We start from the raw sequence: 23,376 nt of genomic DNA on the forward strand, positions 1-23,376 counted from the left end.
CGTCCGCTGCACACCGACCGCCCGTGCCCCTGCCCTCCCGCTACGCCGAAGTCGATGCGCCAGCGGCGCTGCGCGACCGCCTGCGCTGCAGTTGGCGTTTCCGCCAGGGCGAAGCCGAGACCGCCGCGACGCAGGTGCTGCCGGATGGCTGCGTCGACCTGATCTGGGACGGCCGCGCGTTGTTCGTCGCCGGACCGGATCGCCGCGCCACTGACGCCACGTTGGCGCCTGGCAGTGTGCTCAGCGGCGTGCGCCTGGCGGCAGGGGCCGGCGCCAGCCTGCTCGGTGTACCGCTGCAGGCCATCGCCGACCAGCGCGTGCCGCTGGACGCGCTGTGGGGCGTCCGCGGCCGCGACTGGCAGGCACGGCTGGAGGATGCCGCCGATCCGCTGGCGGCCTTGCACGCGCTGTGCGCCAGCCGCCCGCTGCAGGCCGACAGCGCGATGGCCTGGCTGTTCGCGCAACTCGCCGGCGCGACGCCGCCGCGGCTGGCCGCATTGACAGCCGCGCTGGGCGTCAGCGAACGCACGCTGCGCCGGCGCAGCCACGAGGCGTTCGGCTACGGCGCCAAGACCCTGGAGCGCATCCTGCGCCTGCAGCGCTTCCTGGGTCTGGCGCGCCAGCATCCCAGCCTGACCGCGGCGGCGCTGGAGGCCGGCTACGGCGACGCCCCGCACCTGGTGCGCGACAGCCGGCAACTGGCCGGCCTGAGCCCGCGCGAGCTGGTGCAGCGGCACGCGCGCTGACTTGGCCTGCGACGTCGCCACGCAGCGCGACGGCGCCGCCACGGCATCGTCCCTGAAGCCTCGTGTGGCACCGTTTGTTACCGTGCCGACAGACGCGGACCCGAGGTGATACATGGCCAGAGATCCAGGCTTGGAACACATGCTGCGCGACGTGCTCCAAGCGCGGCCGGGCCTGACCGAGAAAGCGATGTTCGGCGGCTGGGCCTGGCTGGTGCACGGCCACCTGCTGTGCGGCGCACGCGACGACGGCGTGCTAGTGCGGCTCGGCAAGGGTAACGACGGATGGGCGTTGGCGATCCCCGGCATCGTGCCGATGCTGTCGCGCGGCCGGGCCATGGCGGGCTGGATCAGGGTCGCACCAGAGACCTTCGCCGACGACGCGCTCGCCGCGCGCCTGCTGCGCGAGGCAACCGCCTTCGTGCGCACGCTGCCGCCGAAGTGAGCGCAGTGCCGGCCTTCCCAGGCCGGCCGCGCGCGGCGTCGGCGCGACGTCGCTGCAGGAAACCGGCGTGTCGCTCGACCGAAGCAGGACGCCGCCGCTCGCCAACGGCGGCACGCATGCTGGCCGTTTTCGCCAAGCCGGCGCCGCCCCGGCGATGGATACTGGCGGCTCTTCCACAGGAGCCGCCCATGTCCCGCGCCGAGCAGCATCACCGCATCGACTATCTGGAATTCGCTGTCGCCTCGATCGCCGCGGCAAAGGCCTTCTACGGCCAGGCCTTCGACTGGACCTTCCAGGACTACGGCCCGGACTACTGCGAATTCCGCGACGGCCGCCTGAGCGGCGGCTTCTTCCACGGCACGCCGCAACCCGGCGGCGCCCTGGTGGTGCTGTACTCCAACGACCTCGCCGCCACCCAGGCGCGCATCGAAGCCGCCGGCGGCCGCATCGTGCGCCCGCTGTTCGACTTCCCAGGCGGGCGCCGCTTCCACTTCGCCGACCGCGACGGCTACGAACTGGCGGTGTGGTGCGAGGGCTTGTGACGGCAACGCGGCACCAGCAGGTTGCCTCCGCAGGAGCGGCTTCAGTCGTGACGGGCACTCCCGGTAACGCCTGTCGCGGCTGAAACCGTTCCTACGGATCAGGTCGCGTCATTGCGCGCGGTGCCCTACAGCCGCGCCCACTCCAATCCCTCGCCGCGGCGGTAGAACACCGCCAGCGCCTTGCCGTAGACGCTGTCGGCATCGACGAAGCCGAAATAGCGGCCATCGAAACTGTCGCCGCGATGATCGCCCATGACCAGCAGTTTGCCGGGCGGCACCCGCACGTCGTGCAGATCCGGGCCGCCGCCCGCGTCCAGATCCAGCCGCGCGATGCGCGCGCCGAAGCGCTCGGCATCGCCCGCCGCGCCCACCTGCAGCGGCTGGCCGTTGATGGCGAGATGGCCATCGCGCACGTCCACACGATCGCCCGCTACCGCCACCACGCGCTTGATCAGGCGGGTGCCGTCGTGCGGCGAATCGAACACCGCCACATCGCCGCGCTGCGGCCGACCGCGTTCGAGCACGCGGTATTCGGTGAACGGCACGCGCAGCCCGTAAGCGCTCATGTCCACGGCGACGCGATCGCCGGGCTGCAGGGTCGGCTGCATCGAGCCCGAGGGCACCACATAGTGATTGGCGAAGGACGACCGCGCGGCGGTGAGCAGCAACAGCATCACCACCATCGGCAGCAGTTCCTTGCGGCTCCAGCGCGCGGCGCGCTGCAGGCGGGTGGCATGCGGATCGGCGTGGGTCATGGGGCACCTGGGATGAGCGAGGGTGGCACGGGTCGTGCCATCGCGACAGTGCGCGCTTGGCGGCTCGGAGGGCCAGTGACGAAAGGCATGGCGCCGCCCGGCACAGACGCCTGCCGACACCATGCAGACGGCAACTACTTGCAGTCCGGAAACTCGCCCACTTTGACGACCGGAGGCAGACGTTCCTCGTTTCCGCCATCACTCCCTTGCTCGCCATCGAGATAGGTGATCCGCGCGCCTTTACCGTCGCGACGCACCGCGTAAAGCGGTTCGTTCCGGTCGGAGTACACCACGAGCTTTCCGTCTTCGACGCGCGTCGACAACAAGGCCGGCGTCAAAGCCCCGCCCTCGTAGCGCTGGATCAACAGCCGAGTGCCATCGACGGCAGGCAGGATCCATAGCGTCGTCCCCAGCAACTCCCCCTCTTCCTCGATGCGACAGACGTTGGAGAAGCTTTGCGGCCGCGATGCGCTGAAATGCGCCGGCCCCGTCGCCGCGCCCACCAGGAGCGCCATGGCAAACATCATGCTTCGATACTCCCATGCATCAGATGGATAAATCAGCAGCGATCATGCCGCCCTGTCGAGACACGTTACCAGGGCGCCCTTTCCCGGCCGCAGCGCGCGTCAGCGTGCGAGCAAAAGAACGGCGGTTACGCCGTCGGCCGATGCCTACGGCATGACCTCGATGCGGTTGGACGTAGCGGCCTTGAGGGAACCCACCTGACCGGAAACATTCGCGGCGGTGGTCGCCGGAAGTTCGCGGTACCGCAACAACGGCTGCACAGCCACCAAATAGCGGCGTCCAGGGACGATCCCGTAGTTCCGGGACAGATCCACCGTCGCAGATTTCGACTCGCCCGGACCCAGGATCACGTCGGGCCTCGAACCCGGCAGCTGGCTCACGTAGATGCCGCGGTAGGCCACAGCGCTTCCGTCCTCCTGCAGCACTCGTAACACATTCGCTTGCAGTCGCCCGTCGCGGTTCACCTCGGGGATATCGGCATCCGGCACCGCGATCGGCTGATCGCCCGCATTGACCAGGGTGATCGTGATGACCGCTGCGCCCGCGCGCTTGCTGCCTGCTTGCGCGTGTTCCAGTCGGATGTCCAACCGCCCTGCGGCAGACACCGCAAAACAGGCGCCCAGCAGCGCCATACCGACAATCCAGCTTCCCTTCATGAGCATCTCCTTGTGGTGGATGGAGTATCCGGACACCCCAACAAAAAACGGGATGGCCGCAAGGCCATCCCGTTCTCCACACACCCGATCGGCGCAGCGCCGATCAGTTCTTCAGGCCGCGGTTTTCCAGCAGCGGCTCGACGCTGGGGTCCTTGCCGCGGAAGTCGCGGTACAGGGTGGCCAGGTCGACGGTGTTGCCGCGCGAGAGGATCTTGGCGCGGAAGATGTCGCCGTTGGCGCGGGTCAGGCCGCCGTGCTCCTTGAACCACTGGAACGCGTCGTCGTCGAGCACTTCCGACCAGAAGTAGGCGTAGTAGCCGGCCGAATAGCCGCCGCCCCAGATGTGGTCGAAATAGGTGGTGCGGTAGCGCGGCGGCACTTCCGGCAGGTCCACCTTGTACTTCTTCAGCGAGTCGGCCTCGTACTTGTCCACGTCCTGCAGCGGCGCGTCGGCCGGCAGGGTGTGCCAGGACAGGTCGAGCAGCGCCGCCGACAGGTACTCGGTGGTGGCGTAGCCCTGGTTGAAGGTGCGCGACTTCTTGATCTTCTCCACCAGGTCGGCCGGCATCGCTTCGCCGGTCTGGTAGTGCTTGGCGTAGTGCGCGAACACCTTCGGATCCGACGCCCAGTGCTCGTTGAACTGCGAGGGGAACTCGACGAAGTCGCGCGAGGTGGCGGTGCCGGCCAGGGTCGGGTACTTCACGTTGGAGAACATGCCGTGCAGCGCATGGCCGAACTCGTGGAACATGGTGGTGACGTCGTCGAAGCTCAGCAGCGCCGGCTGGCCCGGGGCGGGCTTGGTGAAGTTGCAGACGTTGTAGACCACCGGCTTGGTGCCGGTCAGGCCGTTCTGGCCGACGAACTCGTCCATCCAGGCGCCGCCGGACTTGCTGTCGCGCTTGAAGTAGTCGGTGTAGAACAGCGCCAGCGACTTGCCGTCCTTGTCGAACACTTCATAGACCTTCATCCCGTCGTGGTAGGTGGGGATGTCGGTGCGTTCCTTGAAGGTGAGGCCGTACAGCTGGTTGGCGGCGTAGAAGACGCCGTTCTGCAGCACGTTGTCCAGTTCGAAGTACGGCTTGATCTGCGCTTCGTCGAGGTCGTACTTGGCCTTGCGCACCTGCTCGGCGTAGAAGTCCCAATCGGCGGCGGTGAGCTTGAAGCCGCCCTTCTGCGCGTCGATCACCTTCTGCATTTCGGCCGCTTCGCTGCGCGCCTTGGCGGTGGCGGCGGGCACGGTGTCGGTGAGCAGCTTCAGCGCCGCGGCCGGGGTCTTGGCCATCTGGTCGCTGAGGCTGTAGGCGGCGTAGCTGTCGAAGCCGAGCAGCTTGGCCTTCTGCGCGCGCAGCTGCGCCAGGCGCTGCACGGTCTGGCGGGTGTCGTTGGCATCGCCCTTCTCGGCGCGCGACTGCGAGGCGGCCATCACCTGCTGGCGCAGGTCGCGGTCCTTCAGCGAGGCCAGCACCGGCTGCTGGGTGGTGTTCTGCAGGGCCAGCAGGTACTTGCCGTCGAGCTTGCGCGCGGTGGCGTCCTGCGCGGCCGAGGCGATGTCGCCGTCGGACAGGCCGTCGAGCTTGGCCTTGTCGTCCACCACCACGGCGCCGGCGGCGGTGGCCGCGACCAGCTTGGTGTGGAACTGCGTGGCCAGGGTGGTCTCTTCGACGTTGAGCTTGCGCAGGGTGGCCTTGTCGGCGTCGGACAGCTGCGCGCCGGCACGCACGAACTCCTGGTATTCGTACTCGACCAGGCGCTTCTGCTCCGGGTCCAGGTTCAGCGTGTCGCGCTGGTCGTACAGGCTCTTGATGCGCGCGAACAGCTTGGGATCCAGGCTGATCTCGTCCTGGTGCGCGGCCAGCTTGGGCGCGATCTCTTCCTGGATCTTCTGGCGGGCATCGTTGGTGTCGGCCTGGACCAGGCCGAAGAAGATGCGCGACACGCGGGTCAGGGTCTCGCCGCTGCGCTCCATCGCTTCCAGGGTGTTGGCGAAGGTGGCCGGCTCCGGGTTGTCGGCGATCTTGCGGATCTCGGCCAGGTGCTGCTTCATGCCCTCTTCGAAGGCCGGCAGGTAGTCGCTGTCCTTGATCTTGTCGAACGGCGGCGCCTGGAACGGCAGCGTGCTGGGGGTCAGCAGCGGGTTGGCGGCGGCGGCGGGCTGCGCGGCGGCCGGAGCAGCGGGGGCGGCGGGCACGGGGGTGGACTCCTTACCGGAACAGGCAGCCAGCGCCAGGCTGATGGCGGCGGCCAGAACGACGTTACGCGACATGAGGTGGAACTCCTGGGAGGACCTTGGGGCCAAGACAGCCGCCCACGTTACCGGGTTTGCATGGCAGCGGCATGTGCCATTGGCTCGGCCCGGCGCGGCAGCCAGCCGGCGTACAGATGGCCGGGCGCAGGCATGGCGCCAGCGCCCTACTCACGGTGCCGGCCACGCGACGCGTTGCACGGCCGGCGCCCCGCAGGGAGCGCCGGCGCGCGAGGCTCACTGCCCGCCGGGCAGCGGCAACGCCTCGTCCTTGAAGATGGCCACGTGCGGCACGCCGTCGGCGCCGATCCAGCCGCGGTACATGCCCTCGGTGTTGAACGGGAAGGCCACGCTGCCGTCGGCGCCCAGCGCGATCGCACCGCCGTCGCCGCCGGCCTTGGGGATCTGCTGGTCGATCACCGCGTCGGCGGCCTGGGCCAGGCTCTGTCCGGCGTACTTCACCCGCGCGCAGATGTCGTAGGCGGCCACCGCGCGGATGTAGAACTCGCCCCAGCCGGTGCCGGACACCGCGCAGCGGCTGTCGGCGAAGGTGCCGGCGCCGATGATCGGCGAGTCGCCGACGCGGCCGTAGCGCTTGTTGGTCATGCCGCCGGTGGAGGTGCCGGCGGCCAGGTTGCCCTGCAGGTCCAGCGCCAGCGCACCGACCGTGCCGAAGTGCTTGGCGGTCTCCAGATCGGCGTGCGCCTGCTTGTTGGCTTCTTCCTTCAGCGCCTGCTGCAGTTGCTGCCAGCGCTTCTCGGTGCGGAAGTAGGACGGCGCGACCAGCGCGATCCCGTGCTGCTTTGCGAAGACCTCGGCGCCATCGCCGACCAGCATCACGTGCTCGGACTGGTCCATCACCGCGCGCGCCAGTTCGATCGGGTTCTTGACCCGGTGCACGCCGGCCACCGCGCCGGCCTTGCCGGTGCGCCCGTCCATGATCGCCGCGTCCAGTTCGTTGCGGCCGTCGTGGGTGAACACCGCGCCCTTGCCGGCGTTGAACTGCGGCGAGTCCTCCAGCACGGTGATCGCCGCGGCGACCGCATCCACCGCCGGCTTGCCCTGCGCCAGCAGCGCCTGCCCGGTACGCAGCGCCTTCTCCATGGCCGCGCGCGCCTCGGCCAGGTCGGCCGGGCTGCTGCTGGCGCGCTCGACGCCGGCGCCGCCATGGATCACCAGGGTGGTGGCGGGAATCTCGCGCATGCGCCCGTCCTGCACCGCGTAGTAGCGGTGGAAGACCGGTGCCTCGACGCGGCCGTCGGGCAGGTGCAGGGTGGAACCGGGGCCGACCCCGACGGTCTCGATGCGGGCGGCCTGCAGCGGCTGCCCGGCCGGGGTGGGCGGTTGCAGCGGCCCGGCGACCACGGTGGCCACGGCCTGCGGATCGGTGGCATAGACGCGCGCGGTACCGTCGCCCTCCACCGCCAGCGCGGCGCTCTCGTCCACGCCCAGGCCGATCAGCGGCTCCCCCTTGGGCGCCAGGGTGGCGGCCTTGGCGCGGAACGCGAACAGGCGGCCGAGGCGGTCGCGCTCGCGGAAGTGGGTATCGGTGATGACCCGCTTGAGCAGGTCCAGGTGCAGGAAGTCGGTCTCGATGGTGACCGCCGGCCCCAGCGGATCGGCCAGCGCCGCCGGGCTGGTGATGCTGCCGCCGTCCATCGAGCCGTACAGGTACTCGCCCAGCATCGCCAGGCCGGCGCTGGTGCCGCCCAGCGGCTTGCCGGCGCGCACGTGCGCGTCCAGCGCGTCGGCCACCGGGGTGTTCTTCCAGTAGCGCACGTAGCGCGACTGGTCGCCGCCGGCGATGAAGATGCCGTCGGCGCGGGCCAGCGCGCGCAGCAGCGCCGGATCGCTGGAGGCGCCGCGGCCGCTGAACACGAACGTCTCGACCGAGGCCACGCCGCCGACCTTGCGGTAGAACTCCTCGCCCACCTCGTTGGCCTGCGAGGCGCGCAGCACCACCACGTGGCCGTGCCCGGCCTTGGCCATGAACCAGCGCAGCGCGTCGTAGTTGCGGTCGCCGCCCCCCATCAGCAGCAGGCCGGGCGACACCGGGCCGGGTGTGGGCGCGGCCGGATCGCCGACCAGGTACTGGCGGTAATCGCGCGCGACGGCGGGCGTGGCCAGGCACAGGCCCAGCAGCAGCGACATCCAGGGCCGGAACATGCCGACGGAACGGGTCATGCGGATCTCCTCGTGAACGGGGCGGGCAGGCGAGCGTGCGGCTCGTTGCTGAGAGGGGACGAACGGCGGCACGGTTTCCCCCCGCCGCCGTCACCCTCCCACGTCGGCGCGCGCGGCACTTGCCCGCACGCACCGGCGATCGGCTAATGTGGGATCCATGTCCGCTTCCCTAGACGATTGGTTCGTCCAAGAAATCCTCGTCCACGAGCAGGCGCTCAGCGGCTACCTGCGGCGCTGCTGGCCGCATCGCGAGGAGTGGCACGACCTGCGCCAGGAGATCTACGTGCGCGTCTACGAGGCCGCCGGCAAGGCCCGGCCGAGCCTGCCCAAGTCGTTCCTGTTCGCCACCGCGCGGCACCTGATGACCGACCGGTTGCGCCGCAACCGGGTGGTGTCGATCGAGGCAGTGGGGGATCTGGAGTCGATGCACGTCCTGATAGACGAGCTGTCGCCGGAACGCTGGTGCGGCGGACGGCAGGTGCTGGGCCGGCTGGCGGCGGCCTTCGACCGGTTGCCGGACCGCTGCCGCAGCGTGGTCTGGCTGCGGCGGGTCGAGGAACTGCCGCAGAAGGAGGTGGCCGTGCGCCTGGGAATCAGCGAGAAGAGCGTGGAGAAGCACGTGGCCCGGGGCATGCGCCTGCTGGCCGATCATTTCCATGGCGACGAGGGCGCGGCGGCGCCGGCGAAGCCGATGCAGGCGCGGGCACGCGATGGACAGCAGGTGGATTGAGGCGCGTGCGGCGGCCTGGCTGGCGCGGCGCGACCGCGACGACTGGTCCGACGCACGGCAGGCGCGCCTGGATGCCTGGCTGGCCGCAGCCACCGCGCACCGGGTGGCGTTCCTGCGCCTGCAGGCCGCCTGGCAGGAGAGTGGGCGCCTGCAGGCACTCGGCGCCGGCCAGCGCGATGGGCAGGTGCCCGAACGCGGCCGCTGGCAGGGTCTGGGCGGCCGCAGCACGCTGGCGCCGGCCGCCACGGCCACCACCGCCGCGCCGGACCTGCGCGGCCTGCGCTTCGCCCCGCGCCCGCGTACGCCGCGGCGACGGCGCTGGCCGGCGGCGCTGGCGGCCGCGCTGCTCGGTGCCGCGGTGCTGTCCCTGGTCTGGCGGCATGCCGTCGAACCGGTGCCGACCGCCTATGCCAGCGTCACCGGCCAACTGCGCCCGGTGGCCCTGGCCGACGGCTCGCAGGCCACGCTGAGCAGCGACAGCCGCATCGCGGTGGCGCTGTCGCGCGCGCAGCGGCGCATCGACCTGCAGCGCGGCGAGGCGTTCTTCGCGGTGAGCAAGGACCCGGGCCGGCCCTTCGTGGTCGACAGCGGCGCGCGCCGGGTGGTGGCGGTGGGCACGCGCTTCGCGGTGCGCCGCGAGGCCGATGCGCTGCGCGTGGTGGTCACCGAAGGCACGGTGCGGCTGGAATCGGCGGGCGCGCCGCAGGCGCCGCCGCTGCTGCTGCATGCCGGCAGCATCGCCCAGGCCGGGCCGCACGGGGTGCTGGTACGCCGGGTCGCGCTGGCCGAGGCCGAGCGCGCGCTGGACTGGCGCAGCGGCTACCTGAGTTTCGACGACACCCCGCTGCAGGCGGCGGTGGCCGAGTTCAACCGCTACAACACGGTCAAGCTGCAGGTCGCCGATGCCGGTGCCGCGGCGCTGCGGGTCGGCGGCAACGTGCGCTGGTCCAACGTCGACGCCTTCGTGCGCCTGCTCGAACAGGGGTTCCCGATCCGCGCCGAGCGCCACGGCGACACGGTGTTGTTGCACAGCCGGTAAGCCGTCCCGCGCCGCGCCGGGCGGGCGCGGCGGCGGGGGGATTTGTCGGTCTCGTTCGTCTGGAGCTACTGAGGCGCGCTCCGCGCCCGTTTGGGGAGAAAACTCGATGCGGTATCCGATGCGTGCCCTGCTGCTGAGCATGGCCTGTGCGAGCGCCTGTGCGGCGCAGGCGCAACCCGCTGCCGTTGCCGCCACCGGCACGGTGGACGTCCCCGCCGGCCCGCTGCGCGCGGCGCTGGACACCCTGGCGCGGCAATCCGGCGCGCAACTGATCTACCGCGCCGACCAACTGGGCCAGGCCCGCAGCGGCGGCGCGCACGGCCAACTGGACACCGCACAGGCGCTGCAGCAGGTGCTGCGCGGCAGCGGCTTCGTCGCCCAGCGCGACCCCTCCGGCGCGTGGCTGGTGCGGCGCCAGGAGCCGGCCCCGGCCCGCGCGCAGCCGGTCCGTGCCGCCGCGCCGGCGCCGGCCGCGGCGGCCGAGGCGCCGGTGGCGCCGGTGGCGCAACTGGACACCCTGCGCGTGACCGGCTCGCGCATCCCGCGCACGCAGGTGGAAGGCCCCGCGCCGATCAGCGTGATCAGCGCCGAGCAGATCAAGGCCAACGGCTTCACCTCGGTGCCGGACGTGCTGCGCGCGATGACCCAGAACGGCGGCGAGACGCAGAGCCCGCAGTCGGCCAGCGGCGCGGACTTCTCGCCCGGCGCGCAGCAGGTGGACCTGCGCGGGCTCGGCCCCAACCACACCCTGGTGCTGGTCAACGGCCGCCGCATCGCCGACTTCCCGATGCCGTTCAAGGGCCGCAGCAACTTCACCGACATCTCCAACATCCCGCTGGGCATGATCGACCGCATCGAGATACTGACCGGCAGCGCCTCGGCGATCTACGGCTCGGACGCGATCTCCGGCGTGGTCAACTTCATCCTCAAGAAGCACGCCGACGGCACCACGCTGGACTACCGTTTCGGCGACACCACCCGCGGCGGCGGCGAGAGCTTCAACCTCAGCCTCAGCAGCGGTTGGTCGCGCGGCAATTTCGACGCGGTGTTCGGCGCCGAACTGGTCTCGCAGACGCCGCTGTGGGCCTACGAGCGCAGCCGCCAGGACAGCACCCTGGACGGCCCCACCACACGCTCGCAGGTGCCGCGCCGCACCTTCCTGCGCACCGACGGCAACGACGACTACCTGGACCCGGGCGCGGACACCTGCGCGGCGGTGTCCGGCCTCAACGGCGGCAGCACCGGCTACGCCACCCGCCCGGGCTACGGCGCGTTCTGCGGCAGCAGCGCCTCGATCGGCTACGGCACCATCACCAACAAGCGCCGCGGCCTCAACGGCTACGCCTCGCTGCGCTACGCCTTCGACAACGGCAGCGAGTGGTTCGCCGACGTGCAGGTGGGCTACCACGAGCTGTCGCTGTTCCGCGACGTGACCCAGTGGGGCTACATGGCCCCGGACGGCAACGAGCAGGGCTATTTCTACAACCAGGCCACCGACCAGGTGGAAGCCTGGGGGCGCCAGTTCAGCCCGGAAGAAATGGGCGGCCTCAACGCCGGCACCATCCGCACCCGGCAGAAGACCTTCAGCGTCACCACCGGCTTCAAGGGCCACCTGGGCGCGGACTGGGACTACGAGACCAGCCTCAGCCACTCGCAGTACCAGGCCACCATCAGCTGGCCGCAGATCGTCGCCGCGCGCGCCAACGCGCTGTTCCTCGGCCCGCAGCTGGGCGTGGACGAAGACTCGGGGCTGCCGATCTTCAACGCCGACCCGCAGCGCCTGTACACGCCGCTGAGCCGTGCCGAGTACGACAGCATCGCCCAGCGCACGGTGTACCAGCCGCGCTCGCGCACCGACACCCTCGCCTTCACCGCCACCAACACCGCGCTGTTCTCGCTGCCCGGCGGCGATGCCGGCATGGCGGCGACCGCCGAATTCGGCAACCAGGCCTACAACCTGCGCCCGGATCCGCTGGCCACGCAGTACTACTACTACAGCTGGAAGGACTCCGACGGCCACGGCAGCCGCAACCGCTGGGCGCTGGCCAGCGAGCTGCGCCTGCCGGTGCTGTCGACGGTGTCGCTGAGCCTGGCCGGGCGCTACGACCAGTACCGCTTCGCCGGGCGCTCGCTGGGCAAGTTCACCTACAGCGGCGGGCTGGAGTGGCGGCCGGTGGACACGCTGCTGGTGCGCGCCTCCTACGGCACCGCGTTCCGCGCCCCCGACCTGCACTACGTGTATGCCGGCCCCGGCAACGACGAGACCACCGGCGTGGACTACTACCGCTGCGCCAGCGAGGAACCGGGCGTGGCGATCCAGGACTGCAGCTACAACGAAGAGGCGGTGATCCGCGGCCGCAGCGGCAACCGCGCGCTGAACCCGGAGAACAGCACCTCGTGGACCGCCGGCCTGGTGTGGTCGCCGATGGCCGACCTGGACCTGTCGGTGGACTACTTCAACATCGACATGCGCGACCAGGTGCAGGACCTGCGCGTGGACCAGGTGCTGCGCGACGAGGCCGACTGCCGCCTCGGCGTGCTGCAGGCCACCTCCACCACCTGCCAGCAGGCGCTGGCACGGGTCACCCGCAGCGCCGACGGCCGCCTGTACGGGGTCTACGTCAACCCGATCAACATCGCCCGCGAACGCACCAACGGCATCGACCTCAGCGCGCAGTACCGCCTCGATACCGGCATCGGCACCTTCCGCCTGAGCGGCAACTACACCTGGGTGCGCCGCCACGACATCCAGGTGTACGCCGGCGAAGCGATGGTGGACGAGTTCGCGGTCAACAGCGGCTACGACATCCCGCGCACAAAGGCCAGCGCCAGCGTGTCCTGGGAGCGCAACGCCTGGACCGCGACGCTGCACGGCGAACGCCTGGGCCGCCTGCCGACCTCCGATTCCTACGACCAGGTCTACGACCCGGAGAGCGGCGACAGCCCGTGGATCGGCGCGACCTACCGCTACAACGCCTCGCTGCAGTACCGCTTCACCGACCACGCGCAGTTGTCGCTGACAGTGACCAACCTGTTCGACAAGATGCCGCCGCACGACCGCACCTATACGTCGTACCCGTACTACGACGTGTCCTGGTTCGACACCGTGGGCCGCAGCGTGTACCTGCAGTACACGCAGAAGTTCGGCGGCAGCGCGCTGTAGCGCCGGGGTCAAGGCCTGCATGTGGGAGCGGCGTCAGCCACGACGAGCGAAAGGTCGGCTGACACCGTCCGTCGTCGGGACTGAAGTCCCTCCCACAGTGCAGCCCTCAAGCGATCCTGGCACCGCACTTGTGGGAGCGGCTTCAGCCGCGACGAGGGAAGCTCAAAGCCACCCGGCACCTTCCTGCGTCGGACTGAGTTCCTCCCACAGTGCAGTCCTCCAGCGATCCTGGCACCGCACTTGTGGGAGCGGCTTCAGCCGCGACGAGTGAAGACCAAAGCCACTTGGCACCTTCCTGCGTCGGACTGAGATCCTCCACACAGTGCAGTCCTCCAGCGATCCTGGCGCCACACTTGTGGGAGCGGCTTCAGCCGCGACGAGTGAAGCCCAAAGCCACTTGGCACCTTTCTGCGTCGGACTGAGATCCGCCACACAGTGCAGTCTTCCGGCGATCCTGGGGCGGCACTTGTGGGAGCGGCTTCAGCCGCAACGAGTGAAGACCAAAGCCACCTGGTACATTGCTGCGTCGGGACTGAAGTCCCTCCCACAACAACATCCGACCCATGCGCTGCTCCTACGGCATCGGTTTGTGCCGTCGGGCAAAACGGCGGATGGCGCCGCCGTCAGCCGCCGCTGCCCGTCACAAGGTATCGCGATGCTTGCCGCGCCACGGCCGGTACCATTCGCGGATCGCGGCGATGTCCGCCTGCATGTCCTCGCCGGTCCACACCACCTCGCCGAGGCCGACGGTGCGGCTGGGGTAGTCGAAGTACACCGGGAAAATCGGCACCTGCGCGCCGTGGGCGATCTTCCAGAACCCGGTCTTCCACTTCTCCACGCGCTTGCGCGTGCCCTCGGGGGTGATCACGTACCACATGCGTTCGGCGCCGCGGATCAGCGCCACCGCCTGTTCGACCACGCCGCGCGGCGAGTTGCGGTCCAGCGGGATGCCGCCGAGCCTGCGCAGCAGCGGTCCCAGCGGCCACCAGAACAACTGGGTCTTGCCCAGCACGCGCACCTCGAAGCCGACCGCGAACTTGACCGCGAAGCCCAGGAACCCGTCCCAGTTGGACGAATGCGGGGCCACGATCATCACCAGCTTGGGCACGTTGGGGAACTCGCCCACGACCCGCCAGCCGGTCAGCCGCAAGGCGGTGCGGCCGAGCCAGCGCATGAAGCGGCTGGGCCTGACCATCGGCATGTTCGGGGGCGCTGCGGGCAGGCGGTAATCGCGTTCGGTCAAAAGTCACTCCCAGCGGCCGGGCGAGCGGCCGCGTTTGATCTGGCTGCGCTCGCGCTTGGCGTCCAGGCGTCGCAGCTTGGCGCCGTGCGAGGGTTTGGTGGCGATGCGCCGCTTGGGCACCGATAGCCCGGCGGCGATGAACTCGGCCAGGCGCTGGCGCGCATCGTCGCGGTTGCGGTCCTGGGTACGGAAGCGCTGCGCATCGATCACCAGCACCCCGTCGGCGGTGATGCGGCGGTCGCGCCGCGCCAGCAGGCGCGCACGCAGCGGCTCCGACAGCGACGGCGAGCCGGCCAGGTCGAAACGCAACTCGACCGCGGTGGCGACCTTGTTGACGTTCTGCCCGCCGGCGCCGCTGGCGCGCACGAAGCGCTCGACGATTTCGTCCTCCGGAATCGTCAGGCTGCTCGAGATGTGGATGGCCCCGTTACCCATGGCGCGGATTGTAGGGTATTCGCCAGACCGCCCGGTTTCCGTGTCGGCACCGCCTGAACGAGCCAGGGAGCGGACGCCGGCCGGTCGCACGTCCCCACGCGCGGCGGCGGCGGCGCGGCGATTGCCGTATTCTGGCCGCCGGTCATCGTTCTGCAGGATGCTCCATGCCCCCGATTCCGCGCTTCTTCCAGTGGCCGCAGCGCCTGCTGCTGGCCTTGCTGCTGGCCCTGGCCGCCCTCCCGGCGCTGGCCGAACCGCCCACCGATGCCGACGTCAACCGCCTGCTATCGGCCTCGCGCGCGCAGAACATGCTCGACACCATGCTGCCGCAGATCGAGGCGATGCAGCGCCAGCAGTTCGCCCAGCTCACCGCGCAGCACCCGCTCGACGCCGCCCAGCAGCAGAAGCTGCAGCAGATACAGGAGCGTACCCAGGCCACCGTGCGCAAGGCGCTGTCCTGGCAGGAAATGCGTCCGCTCTACGTCAACCTGTACAAGCAGACCTTCTCCAAGCAGGACGTGCTGGCCATGGCCGAGTTCTACGAGAGCCCGGCCGGCCAGAGCCTGCTCGACAAGACCCCGCAGCTGATGCAGAACCTGATGGGCGCGATCCAGCAGAAGATGACCCCGCTGTTCGCCGACCTGCAGAAGGACCTGGAACAGACGGTCAACGCGCCGCCGGCCAAGTGACACAGCGCTGTCCCTGCGCGTCGCGGGAGCGGCTTCGGCGGCGACCGGGCCTACCGATAAAGCTCGGTCGCGGCTGAAGCCACTCCTATGGTTCGCTGCCCGGGCATGTACGAGTGCTTTCTATGATTGCACTATCAGCACGATCGATCGTTCGAGACTCGCAGGGCCCGATCGCATAGCACAGCATTTCAGTTATCGATCAGAATGTATTCGGCCGTTTCGCGATCTCCCCACGCCGAGCAATCCCCTGTTCCATGAACGGTGACCGCTTTGCCTTGTGCGACCGCGCTCAGTAGCAAGGCGTACTGGGCTCTTCCTGAGTTGGTCGCCAACGACAACGACCACGGCGTGCTGGAACATGCAGGCGCGTTCGTGTGGGGACCATCGAGGGAAAAAATACGACATCATGCGAATGTGCGATGACCTGTATCACCTTTCCAGCCCCGTCTCCTGCCATTGCTGAAACTGGCAGCACGAGAAAAATCGAGGCAGCACGTGCCCAGCGAACCTTGTTCCACATATATCCCCCTGAAAACTATTGAATTCAGTCCAAGACGTTAGACGAAGCTCAGCTTCGTTAGCAACCCGCCACGGAAGCATCGGCACTTCGCTTACAAGCGTTCCGCCTCAAGCAAATCACCGCATAGCGGCATCCCCTACTGCGACGACAGCCTCATGGTGGGAGCGGTGCTACCCCGCCACACCCCGTCCCACATCCACCTGCCAAGGCGCCGCATCCCACCCGAACAACCCGAACGCCCGCACGAACTCCGCATCCAGCGGCGCCGTCACCGTGATCCGATGGCCGTCCGGATGCGGAAACGCCAAACGTTCGGCGTGCAGCAGCATGCGGTGCACGCCCTGCATGCGGAAGATGCGATTGTGGCGGCCGTCGCCATGGCTGGTGTCGCCGATCAGGTGATGCGAGAGGTGCTTGAGGTGGCGGCGGATCTGCCGGAAGCGCCCGGTCACCGGGCTGCAGCGCAGCAGCGCATAGCGCGAGGTGGCGAACTCGCCCGACGGTACCTGCAGTTCGCCGCAGGCCAGGCGCGCGAAGCGGGTCTGCGCCGGTTTCTTCAGCGGCTTGCCAGGGCCGCCGTCGAGGTCGTGGTCGACCTCGAAGCGGTCTTCGGCCGGCCAGCCGCGGCAGATCGCCAGGTAATCCTTGTCCACTTCGCCCCCCATCAGCGCCTTGCCCAGCGCACTGGCGGTGTCGCGGTCGAAGGCCAGCAGCAGGCAGCCGCTGGTGGCGCGGTCGAGCCGGTGCACCAGGAAGATCGGCCGGCCCAACTGCGCACGCAGGCGATCGGCAAGGAAATCGTCCTCGCCGCGGGCGAGCTTGCTGTCGTGGACCATCAGCCCGGCGGGCTTGTCGACCACGGCGAGCAGCGGGTCCTGGTAGAGGATCTGCAAAGGGGCTTCGGCGGTATTCACCTGCGGATTATCCGTGCCGCATCGGCGCGCCACAATGCGCATCGTCTGGCCGCGTCCAGACGCGCGATGCGTCGGCACGATCCGGCACGGAGACACCCGCATTGCGTTGGATGCGCGACCGGGATGCCGCGCCTGGATGGCGTGTCGCTGTGGCGCGACGGTCCACCGCTACCTGGGAAGACGCGACTTTCGACGCCGACGCTACGCGTCCTTGACCGCCAACAACTCGCCATTGCCGACCGGCAACGTGGTGCAGGTGAACGCGGCATCGGCCTGCAACAGCGCGGCGAAGGGCGCCATCTCCGTCGCGTGCGACAACGCGTTGTCCACGACCAGCAGACCGCCCGGCCGCAACACGCGACGCAGCTGCGGCCACCAGTGGCAATACAGCGTGCGCTCGGCGTCCAGGAACACCAGGTCGAACGTGGCCGAACCCGCGGTGGCCAGCCACGCGCCGGCATCGGTGTGGATCAGGTCGACGCAGCCCTCCACGTCGGCGTGGGCGAAGTTGCGCTGCGCCAGCGCGATCTTGTGCGCGGCATATTCCAGCGTGGTCACGCCGCCACCCAGTGCCACCGCGGCCTCGGCCAGCCACAGCGTGGAATAGCCGTTGGACGTGCCGATCTCCAGCACCCGCCGCGCACCTGTGGCGCGCACCAGCACCGCCAGCAGTTCGCCGGTCTCCGGGGTGATATTGAGCAGGCGCTGCGCGCGCTCGGGCTGGCCTGCATCGTGACGCGGACCTTCCTCACCGAGTTCGGCGCGCACCGCGTGCAGCCGCGCGCGATCCAGCGCCGCCACGCTCAGCGCCGCCACCACGCCGACAGCAAGGCCGCGGTGCCGGCACCGCCGCTGATCCAGGCCCACAGCGACACCCCGCCCAGCTGCGGCCCGCCCGCGTCGAGCGCGTACAGCAGCGTGGCCACGGTGAGCAGGCCGACGCCGGCGATCGCCGCCACCACCCGCCGCTGCATGCGCCGCACCAGCAGGTTGAGTTCGAACAGGTCGCGCGAGCGCATCGACAGCTCGTGCCGGCCCTCGACCTGCTGGCGCAGCCAGCCGTGGATCAGCCGCGGCATGTCCGGCGCGTGGGTCATGATCTCCGGCAGGCGCTTGCGCAGTTCGTGCAGCGCCCGCTGCGGGCTGTAGCGCTCGATGAGGATGCGTTCGAGCACCGGCCGCGCCACCGCCCAGATGTCCAGTTCCGGATCGAGCTGGCGGCCGACGCCTTCGATGTTGAGCAGGGTCTTCTGCAGCAGGATCAGTTGCGGCTGCAGGGTCAGCTGGTAGCGCTGGGCCACGCGGAACAGCTTGATCAGCACCTCGGCCAGCGAGATCTGCGACAGCGGCCGGGTGAAGTACGGCTCGCACACCGAGCGCGCCGCCGCCTCCAGCTCGTCGATGCGCACGTTGGCGGGCATCCAGCCCGCCTCCACGTGCAGCTCGGCCATGCGGCGGTAGTCCTTGTTGAAGATGGCCATGAAGTTCTCGGCCAGGTAGTACTGATCTTCCTGCGAGAGCTGGCCCATGATGCCGAAGTCCAGCGCGATGAAGCGCGGGTTGTCGCGGCGCGCCGGGTCGCTGTCGACCCAGATGTTGCCGGCGTGCGCATCGGCATGGAAGAAGTTGTCGCGGAATACCTGGGTGTAGAACACCCGCACGCCCTTGGCCGCCAGCGCGCGGCGGTCGATGCCGGCGGCGTCCAGCGAGGCGATGTCGTCGGAGGGGATGCCGCGCACCCGCTCCAGGGTCAGCGCGCGCTCCGCGGTGTGGGTCCAGATCACCTCGGGCACGTAGAGGTCGTCCGAGTGCAGCCAGAAACGGCGCAACACGCTGGCGTTGGCGCCCTCGCGCTGCAGGTCCAGCTCCGCGGCCAGGGTGGTCTCGATCTCGGCCACCACCTCGCGCGGGCGGATCTTGTCGGCGCGCGGATGGGTGCGCTCGACCAGCGCCGCGGCCGATTTCAGCAAGGCGATGTCGGCGTCGATCTGCCGCTCGATGTCCGGGCGCAGCACCTTGACCACCACTTCGCGGCCGTCGTGCAGCGTCGCCGCGTGCACCTGCGCGATCGAGGCCGAGGCCAGCGGTTCGGTGTCGAAGGTCGCGAACGCCACCGCGATCGGCCGCCCCAACGCCTGTTCCACGATGCGCCGCGCCGCCTCGCCGTCGAACGGGCGCACCCGGTCCTGCAGCAGGGTCAGTTCCTCGGCCACGTCCGGCGGCATCAGGTCACGCCGGGTGGAGAGGATCTGCCCGAACTTGACGAAGATCGGCCCCAGGTCCTGCAGCGCCAGGCGCAGCCGGGCGCCGCGCGACTGCGCAGCGATGTCGGGGCTGGCACGCGGCACGAACGGCTTGGCCAGGCGCAGCCAGCGCTCGGCCGGGGTGCCGTCGAGCAGGTCGTCCAGGCGATAGCGCAGGATCACCCGGCCGATGCGGCTGGCGCGGAACATCGCCTTCATGCGCCGCGCTCCGGCTGCAGCCGCGCCACGCGCGCGGCCAGGCGTTCGATGTCGTCGCGCAGCACGTCGACGTCGTCGTAGAAGGCCTCCAGCTCGGCGCGCGCGACCACGTCGCGCGACTCCTCGGTGACATACTCGGCCGCGCTCTGCGCCAAGTCCTGCGCGCTACGCCGGGCCTGCTGCAGGGCCGAGCGCGCGGTGTTGGCCACCTGCACGCCGAGCACCTCGCCGAACACCTGCACGAACGGCCGCTGCCAGTCCGGATCGAAGCGCGTCGCCAGCTGCTGCAGGCGCCGCGCCAGTTCGGCATCGCCGGAGACCCGCACCCGCCCGCCGGGGCCGCCAGGGCGCCGGGCCTGGGCCAGGAACGGCAACTGCGCGAGCAGGCCGCCGAGGGTGCTGCGCACCGCCAGCTCCGGCTCCTGCGCCGGATCCACCGGGCCGACCCGCAACTGCGTGCCGTCGACGCGGATCTGCAGAGCCAGTGCCGGCGCCTCCAGGGTCAGCGCCACGCGCTGGCCGTCGAGGTCGCGCAGGGCCTCGCCGGTTTCCGGGTCCAGCGCCAGCGCGCGATTGAGCGCCGCTTCCAGCGCGCGGCCGGCCAGGGGCTTGAGAGCATCGAGGGGGGATCCAGACATCCCCGCATTCTAGCGGCAGACACGTCGCCAGGCCGTGCGCAGGGCGAGACAGATGTCCCGCCCATGCCATCGCCAACCGCTACTGCGCCTGCGCGCCGCCCAGGTGCTTGCTCAGGAACGCCAGCAACTGCGTGTAATAGGCGCGCCGGTGCGGCTCGGTATAGAAGCCGTGGCCCTCGTTGGGGAAATACAACGACTCCACCGGCACCCCGGCCTTCTTCAACGCCTTTTCCATGCGCTCGGTGTGTTCGATCGGCGCACGCTCGTCCTTGCCGCCGGCCGCCAGGAACACCGGCACGCGGATGCGCGCAGCCAGATTGACCGGCGACCGCGCCGCCAGGCTGTCGCGTTCGCCCAGCCAGTCGCCGGCCCAGGCCTTGGTCCAGCGCGCGTACCTGGCCTGATCGCGGTACATCGTTTCCAGGTCGTAGACGCCGACGTAGCCGGCCGCGCAACGGTACAGGTCCGGCTCCTTCGCCGCGCCCATCAGCGCGGCATAGGCGCCGTAGCTGGCGCCGTAGATGCAGATACGCGCGCCATCGGCGATGCCCTGGTCGATCGCCCAGCGGGTGGCATCGGTGAGATCGTCCTGCATGCGCCCGCCCCACTCCCGGGCACCGGCCTGGGTATAGGCGCGGCCGTAGTTGCCCGAGCCACGGTAGTTCACCCGCAACACCGCGTAGCCGGCTGCGGCCAGCACCTGCGCATCGTCGTCGAATTCCCAGCCATCGAAGAGGCCGAACGGCCCGCCATGTGGCAACAGCACCATCGGCAGCGGCTTGCCGGCCGGCGCCTGCAGCGGCAGGGTCAGATAACCGTACAGGGCCATCCCATCCCTGGCCTTGAAGGCGACCTCGCGGGTCGACGGCATCCGCTCCGGCACGAACCATTCGCGACGGCTGAGGACCCGCTTGGCCGATTTGTCCGCGGTGTCGAACAGGAAGTAATCGCCGTTGTTGCGATCGCTCCACACGTACAGCATCAGCAGGCGCCGATCGGCGGTGGCGGAGGTGATGTACACCGCATCGCCATTGAAGGCCTGCTCCAGCGCGCGGTACAGCCGCGCCGTCGGCGCGGTCTCGTCGAAGAAGCGGTTATGCACGCGGTCGCTCATGAACGACACGCCGATCGGGGTGCGGCCATCGAGGTCGCGCAGCACCTGGTAGGGATCGACCTTCGCATCGCGCAGCAGCGGCGTGGTGCGATCGCTCTGCGGATCCCATGCCGCCACCGTGTCGGGCCCCTCGGCCTGCTCAACCTGCAGGTAGGCGATCCTGTCGTCCGCGGAAAAGCCCAGTGGGAAGCTGCGATGCCCGCTGCTGGCTTCGTCGTTGATCAGCCGCCACGGACTGGCGTCATCGTTGCGGTAGAACAGCTTGTTGACCGTGCTGCCGGTCTCGGCACCCTGCGCAAAGCGCACGTGGCCGCCGTGGTCGGTGACGAAGTCCGCACGCGCCACCGGGGCGCGCGCCACCGGCGTGCGTCGGTGGTTGTAGATGTCGAGCCTGTCCACATGCACGGTGGGGTCCTTGGTCTGCTCCACCACCGACACCAGCACCGCGCGCGGGTCGTCCGGCAAGGTGTCGAGCATGAACACCGACGGATCCAGGCCGGCCTTGTAGGTGACGCCGTTGACGCTGTCGTTGAGCCCGTAGGGGCTGGCCAGCAAGCGCGCATTCTTGCCGTCGGCATCGATGGCATGCAGCTGGCCGATCGCCACGGGGCGGTCCAGTGCGCCCAGGCGCTCGGCCATCGACACCACGATGCGCTCGTCGCTGGCCCACCAGTAATCGTGCACCACCGAATCGGCCTGACCCATGATCTTGGCCGAGACCTGCTTGTCGCTGCGCCGGATCACCGCCAGCACGGTGCGGTCCTCGAGGGGCGCGATCACTGCATAGTAGGCGCCAGTCGGGGAGATCTTGACCCGGTCGAACTGGTCGCGCTGCAGATACGGCGCCAGGTCCACCGGCGGCACCTGCGCGCACGCGCTCCCCGCAAGCGCAAGGCCTGCCCACACGATCCACGCTCGCATTCGATCCGCCCCTGTCCCCTGAGCGGAGGATGGTGACAAGCGCCGAGCGGAACGTCCAGCCCTGCCCCGCCGCGCTGCCTCCGGGCGGCAGGCGCCCTCGCGGCGCGGAGCCCAGAAACGACTTGCCCGCGACGCAGGGCGCCGCGGGCAAGCATCGAGGTTCGATTGTCGCGGCTACTAACTACACCTTGCCGCGGCGGAACATCGAGATTACCGCCAGGATCAGGAACACCACGAACAGGATCCAGGCGATGTTGGTCGCCGCGCCGGCGATGCCGCTGAAACCGAGCACGGCGGCGATGATGGCGATCACGAAGAAGATGATGGCGTAATGCAGCATGGCAATGTCCAGAAGGTTGTCGTGCCGAATCGGCGCGGCATCATCTTCGGAAACCGCGGGTCGTCAAGGAGTGACGGGCATGTCGTGGCGCCATGAGGACGCAAGCCGCTGCAGTCCCTGCTCAATGCTTACCTGCGGCACGTAGCCGAAGTCGCGTCGCGCCGGCTCCATGCTGTACCAGTGCGGGGTGCACAGCTGCTCGGCCAGGAACCGCGTCAGCGGCGGCTCGCCGCGCAGGCGCAGCAGCGGCCACAGGGTTTCGCAGGCAGCGCCGATGCGGTAGGCGGCCTTGAACGAAAGCGTCCTGGTCACCGCCGGTGCGCCGACCGCGGCCAGCAGCTTGTTGAGCAGTTCGCGCATCGGCAACGGTTCGCCGTTGGAGATGAAGTAGGCCTTGCCGGCGCAGGGCGCGCCCACCGCCAGGTGCTCGAAGGCATCGAAGTGCGCCTGCGCGGCGTTGTCGATGTAGGTGGAATCGACCTTGTTGTCGCCGCTGCCGACCAGACGCACGCGCCCAGCCTGCGCCCGCGCGACCAGCTTGGGCAGGATCTGGTTGTCGCCCGGCCCCCAGATCAGCCGCGGGCGCAGCGCCACCACCGCCAATTGCGCGTCGTTGGCGGCCAGCACCATGCGCTCGGCGATCGCCTTGGTCGCCGCATACGGCGCCTGGAAATCCTCGCCGTAGGGCACCTGGTCCGCGCCCAGGCCTTCGACCGGATGAGTAGCGCGGTGGGTCACGCTCGGTGTGGAGGTGTAGACCAAGCGCGACACGCCGTGCATGCGGCAGGCCGCCAGCACGTTCTCGGTGCCGACCACGTTGGGCTGGTAATAGCTGTCGTAGCTGCCCCAGGCACCGGCCTTGGCGGCGTTGTGGAACACCGCATCGGCCCCGGCCAGCGCATGCTGCAGCGCCTGCGCGTCGACCAAGTCGCCCCGCACCTGGGCCACGCCCAAGGCCTGCAGTTCCGGGTAGTGGCCGCGGTTGTAGCTGACCACCTGGTGCCCGCGCGCCACCAACCCGCGGCACAGCGCCTGGCCCAGGAAACCACCGCCACCGGTCACCACGATCTTCATCG

21 protein-coding genes and 1 pseudogene are annotated in these 23,376 nt (G+C 69.7%); 7 read left to right on the top strand and 15 right to left on the bottom strand.

Translation table 11 applies throughout. From position 1 onward, the window contains the following. The first annotated feature begins 23 nt into the window (after positions 1 to 23). The 3 genes from SLW52_RS07345 to SLW52_RS07355 all read left to right on the top strand — a co-directional run bounded on the left by SLW52_RS07345 (position 24) and on the right by SLW52_RS07355 (position 1,730). The gene (locus SLW52_RS07345; protein WP_320739867.1) at positions 24 to 746 is read left to right on the top strand and encodes a DUF6597 domain-containing transcriptional factor; all 723 of its coding nucleotides are present in this window, start codon (positions 24 to 26) and stop codon (positions 744 to 746) included. A gap of 139 nt (positions 747 to 885) precedes the next feature. Beyond that, positions 886 to 1,188, top strand: a complete 303-nt coding sequence (locus SLW52_RS07350) for a TfoX/Sxy family protein (protein ID WP_226978459.1) — start codon at positions 886 to 888, stop codon at positions 1,186 to 1,188. Between the two features lie 188 nt (positions 1,189 to 1,376). Continuing rightward, a complete protein-coding gene (locus SLW52_RS07355; protein WP_267112265.1) occupies positions 1,377 to 1,730 on the top strand; it encodes a VOC family protein in 354 nt (117 codons plus the stop codon). A gap of 125 nt (positions 1,731 to 1,855) precedes the next feature. Here the strand turns inward: SLW52_RS07355 and lepB are convergent, their stop codons facing one another. The 6 genes and pseudogenes from lepB to SLW52_RS07385 form a co-directional block, all read right to left on the bottom strand. Further along, positions 1,856 to 2,485 (bottom strand): signal peptidase I, encoded by a 630-nt coding sequence (lepB, locus tag SLW52_RS07360; protein ID WP_320739868.1) that lies wholly within the window; start codon positions 2,483 to 2,485, stop codon positions 1,856 to 1,858. A gap of 134 nt (positions 2,486 to 2,619) precedes the next feature. After that, entirely contained in the window at positions 2,620 to 3,000 is a 381-nt protein-coding gene (locus tag SLW52_RS07365; RefSeq protein WP_267100056.1) for a hypothetical protein, read from the bottom strand. Between the two features lie 156 nt (positions 3,001 to 3,156). Beyond that, positions 3,157 to 3,666 carry a hypothetical protein gene (locus SLW52_RS07370; RefSeq protein ID WP_320739869.1) on the bottom strand — a complete coding sequence of 170 codons (510 nt, stop codon included), beginning with the start codon at positions 3,664 to 3,666 and terminating at the stop codon, positions 3,157 to 3,159. A 103-nt stretch (positions 3,667 to 3,769) separates the two neighbouring features. Continuing rightward, on the bottom strand, positions 3,770 to 5,929 hold the full coding sequence (dcp, locus tag SLW52_RS07375; RefSeq protein ID WP_267093299.1) for a peptidyl-dipeptidase Dcp: 2,160 nt from the start codon (positions 5,927 to 5,929) through the stop codon (positions 3,770 to 3,772). Positions 5,930 to 6,145: 216 nt separating this feature from the next. Further along, a complete protein-coding gene (locus SLW52_RS07380; RefSeq protein WP_232757215.1) occupies positions 6,146 to 7,111 on the bottom strand; it encodes an isoaspartyl peptidase/L-asparaginase in 966 nt (321 codons plus the stop codon). A gap of 216 nt (positions 7,112 to 7,327) precedes the next feature. Next, positions 7,328 to 8,092, bottom strand: a pseudogene (locus tag SLW52_RS07385) (cyanophycinase); the annotation flags it as partial. Between the two features lie 157 nt (positions 8,093 to 8,249). On the opposite strand from SLW52_RS07385, the gene SLW52_RS07390 reads away from it, so the two are divergent. The 3 genes from SLW52_RS07390 to SLW52_RS07400 all read left to right on the top strand — a co-directional run bounded on the left by SLW52_RS07390 (position 8,250) and on the right by SLW52_RS07400 (position 13,024). Beyond that, on the top strand, positions 8,250 to 8,822 hold the full coding sequence (locus SLW52_RS07390; protein ID WP_017911627.1) for a sigma-70 family RNA polymerase sigma factor: 573 nt from the start codon (positions 8,250 to 8,252) through the stop codon (positions 8,820 to 8,822). Then, a complete protein-coding gene (locus SLW52_RS07395) occupies positions 8,803 to 9,861 on the top strand; it encodes a FecR domain-containing protein (protein WP_295914884.1) in 1,059 nt (352 codons plus the stop codon). The genes SLW52_RS07390 and SLW52_RS07395 overlap by 20 nt, the downstream gene beginning before the upstream one ends. A 118-nt stretch (positions 9,862 to 9,979) precedes the next feature. Next, complete coding sequence (locus tag SLW52_RS07400) at positions 9,980 to 13,024, top strand: TonB-dependent receptor (protein WP_320744237.1); 3,045 nt, start codon at positions 9,980 to 9,982, stop codon at positions 13,022 to 13,024. Positions 13,025 to 13,664: 640 nt separating this feature from the next. On the opposite strand, the gene SLW52_RS07405 is transcribed toward SLW52_RS07400, so the two are convergent. Then, entirely contained in the window at positions 13,665 to 14,219 is a 555-nt protein-coding gene (locus SLW52_RS07405; RefSeq protein ID WP_017915508.1) for a lysophospholipid acyltransferase family protein, read from the bottom strand. A 51-nt stretch (positions 14,220 to 14,270) separates the two neighbouring features. Further along, a complete protein-coding gene (gene arfB / locus SLW52_RS07410; protein ID WP_320739871.1) occupies positions 14,271 to 14,702 on the bottom strand; it encodes an alternative ribosome rescue aminoacyl-tRNA hydrolase ArfB in 432 nt (143 codons plus the stop codon). Positions 14,703 to 14,866: 164 nt separating this feature from the next. On the opposite strand from arfB, the gene SLW52_RS07415 reads away from it, so the two are divergent. Continuing rightward, on the top strand, positions 14,867 to 15,391 hold the full coding sequence (locus SLW52_RS07415; RefSeq protein ID WP_017907724.1) for a DUF2059 domain-containing protein: 525 nt from the start codon (positions 14,867 to 14,869) through the stop codon (positions 15,389 to 15,391). A 690-nt stretch (positions 15,392 to 16,081) separates the two neighbouring features. Here the strand turns inward: SLW52_RS07415 and SLW52_RS07420 are convergent. The 7 genes from SLW52_RS07420 to oleD all read right to left on the bottom strand — a co-directional run bounded on the left by SLW52_RS07420 (position 16,082) and on the right by oleD (position 23,374). Further along, positions 16,082 to 16,867, bottom strand: coding sequence for a pseudouridine synthase (locus tag SLW52_RS07420; RefSeq protein WP_320739873.1), 786 nt, complete (start codon positions 16,865 to 16,867; stop codon positions 16,082 to 16,084). Between the two features lie 159 nt (positions 16,868 to 17,026). After that, the gene (locus tag SLW52_RS07425) at positions 17,027 to 17,602 is read right to left on the bottom strand and encodes a class I SAM-dependent methyltransferase (RefSeq protein ID WP_320740080.1); all 576 of its coding nucleotides are present in this window, start codon (positions 17,600 to 17,602) and stop codon (positions 17,027 to 17,029) included. Positions 17,603 to 17,628: 26 nt separating this feature from the next. Continuing rightward, positions 17,629 to 19,287: a ubiquinone biosynthesis regulatory protein kinase UbiB gene (ubiB, locus tag SLW52_RS07430; RefSeq protein WP_017911447.1), complete on the bottom strand. Its 1,659-nt coding sequence runs from the start codon at positions 19,285 to 19,287 to the stop codon at positions 17,629 to 17,631. Beyond that, entirely contained in the window at positions 19,284 to 19,925 is a 642-nt protein-coding gene (locus tag SLW52_RS07435) for an SCP2 sterol-binding domain-containing protein (RefSeq protein WP_017907728.1), read from the bottom strand. Before SLW52_RS07435 ends, ubiB begins: the two co-directional genes overlap by 4 nt. A 79-nt stretch (positions 19,926 to 20,004) precedes the next feature. After that, positions 20,005 to 21,960 (bottom strand): S9 family peptidase, encoded by a 1,956-nt coding sequence (locus tag SLW52_RS07440; RefSeq protein WP_320739875.1) that lies wholly within the window; start codon positions 21,958 to 21,960, stop codon positions 20,005 to 20,007. A 181-nt stretch (positions 21,961 to 22,141) separates the two neighbouring features. Then, positions 22,142 to 22,300, bottom strand: coding sequence for a DUF1328 domain-containing protein (locus SLW52_RS07445; RefSeq protein WP_003468167.1), 159 nt, complete (start codon positions 22,298 to 22,300; stop codon positions 22,142 to 22,144). A gap of 63 nt (positions 22,301 to 22,363) precedes the next feature. Further along, positions 22,364 to 23,374, bottom strand: a complete 1,011-nt coding sequence (oleD, locus tag SLW52_RS07450) for a 2-alkyl-3-oxoalkanoate reductase (protein WP_295965798.1) — start codon at positions 23,372 to 23,374, stop codon at positions 22,364 to 22,366. Between the last annotated feature and the right edge of the window lie 2 nt (positions 23,375 to 23,376).

The sequence above is a fragment of the Xanthomonas sp. LF02-5 genome (genome assembly GCF_034105325.1).
GTDB classification, from domain to species: Bacteria; Pseudomonadota; Gammaproteobacteria; order Xanthomonadales; family Xanthomonadaceae; genus Xanthomonas_A; species Xanthomonas_A sontii.

What these genes read in the sequence shown, in the direction of transcription:
- SLW52_RS07350 (WP_226978459.1), top strand. Translation starts at nt 886, where the DNA reads ATGCTGCGCGACGTGCTCCAAGCGCGGCCGGGCCTGACCGAGAAAGCG.
- SLW52_RS07355 (WP_267112265.1), top strand. Translation starts at nt 1,377, where the DNA reads ATGTCCCGCGCCGAGCAGCATCACCGCATCGACTATCTGGAATTCGCT.
- lepB (WP_320739868.1), bottom strand. Translation starts at nt 2,485, where the DNA reads ATGACCCACGCCGATCCGCATGCCACCCGCCTGCAGCGCGCCGCGCGC.
- SLW52_RS07365 (WP_267100056.1), bottom strand. Translation starts at nt 3,000, where the DNA reads ATGGCGCTCCTGGTGGGCGCGGCGACGGGGCCGGCGCATTTCAGCGCA.
- SLW52_RS07370 (WP_320739869.1), bottom strand. Translation starts at nt 3,666, where the DNA reads ATGAAGGGAAGCTGGATTGTCGGTATGGCGCTGCTGGGCGCCTGTTTT.
- dcp (WP_267093299.1), bottom strand. Translation starts at nt 5,929, where the DNA reads ATGTCGCGTAACGTCGTTCTGGCCGCCGCCATCAGCCTGGCGCTGGCT.
- SLW52_RS07380 (WP_232757215.1), bottom strand. Translation starts at nt 7,111, where the DNA reads ATGCGCGAGATTCCCGCCACCACCCTGGTGATCCATGGCGGCGCCGGC.
- SLW52_RS07390 (WP_017911627.1), top strand. Translation starts at nt 8,250, where the DNA reads ATGTCCGCTTCCCTAGACGATTGGTTCGTCCAAGAAATCCTCGTCCAC.
- SLW52_RS07395 (WP_295914884.1), top strand. Translation starts at nt 8,803, where the DNA reads ATGGACAGCAGGTGGATTGAGGCGCGTGCGGCGGCCTGGCTGGCGCGG.
- SLW52_RS07400 (WP_320744237.1), top strand. Translation starts at nt 9,980, where the DNA reads ATGCGTGCCCTGCTGCTGAGCATGGCCTGTGCGAGCGCCTGTGCGGCG.
- SLW52_RS07405 (WP_017915508.1), bottom strand. Translation starts at nt 14,219, where the DNA reads ATGGTCAGGCCCAGCCGCTTCATGCGCTGGCTCGGCCGCACCGCCTTG.
- arfB (WP_320739871.1), bottom strand. Translation starts at nt 14,702, where the DNA reads ATGGGTAACGGGGCCATCCACATCTCGAGCAGCCTGACGATTCCGGAG.
- SLW52_RS07415 (WP_017907724.1), top strand. Translation starts at nt 14,867, where the DNA reads ATGCCCCCGATTCCGCGCTTCTTCCAGTGGCCGCAGCGCCTGCTGCTG.
- SLW52_RS07420 (WP_320739873.1), bottom strand. Translation starts at nt 16,867, where the DNA reads ATGCGCATTGTGGCGCGCCGATGCGGCACGGATAATCCGCAGGTGAAT.
- ubiB (WP_017911447.1), bottom strand. Translation starts at nt 19,287, where the DNA reads ATGAAGGCGATGTTCCGCGCCAGCCGCATCGGCCGGGTGATCCTGCGC.
- SLW52_RS07435 (WP_017907728.1), bottom strand. Translation starts at nt 19,925, where the DNA reads ATGTCTGGATCCCCCCTCGATGCTCTCAAGCCCCTGGCCGGCCGCGCG.
- SLW52_RS07440 (WP_320739875.1), bottom strand. Translation starts at nt 21,960, where the DNA reads ATGCGAGCGTGGATCGTGTGGGCAGGCCTTGCGCTTGCGGGGAGCGCG.
- SLW52_RS07445 (WP_003468167.1), bottom strand. Translation starts at nt 22,300, where the DNA reads ATGCTGCATTACGCCATCATCTTCTTCGTGATCGCCATCATCGCCGCC.
- oleD (WP_295965798.1), bottom strand. Translation starts at nt 23,374, where the DNA reads ATGAAGATCGTGGTGACCGGTGGCGGTGGTTTCCTGGGCCAGGCGCTG.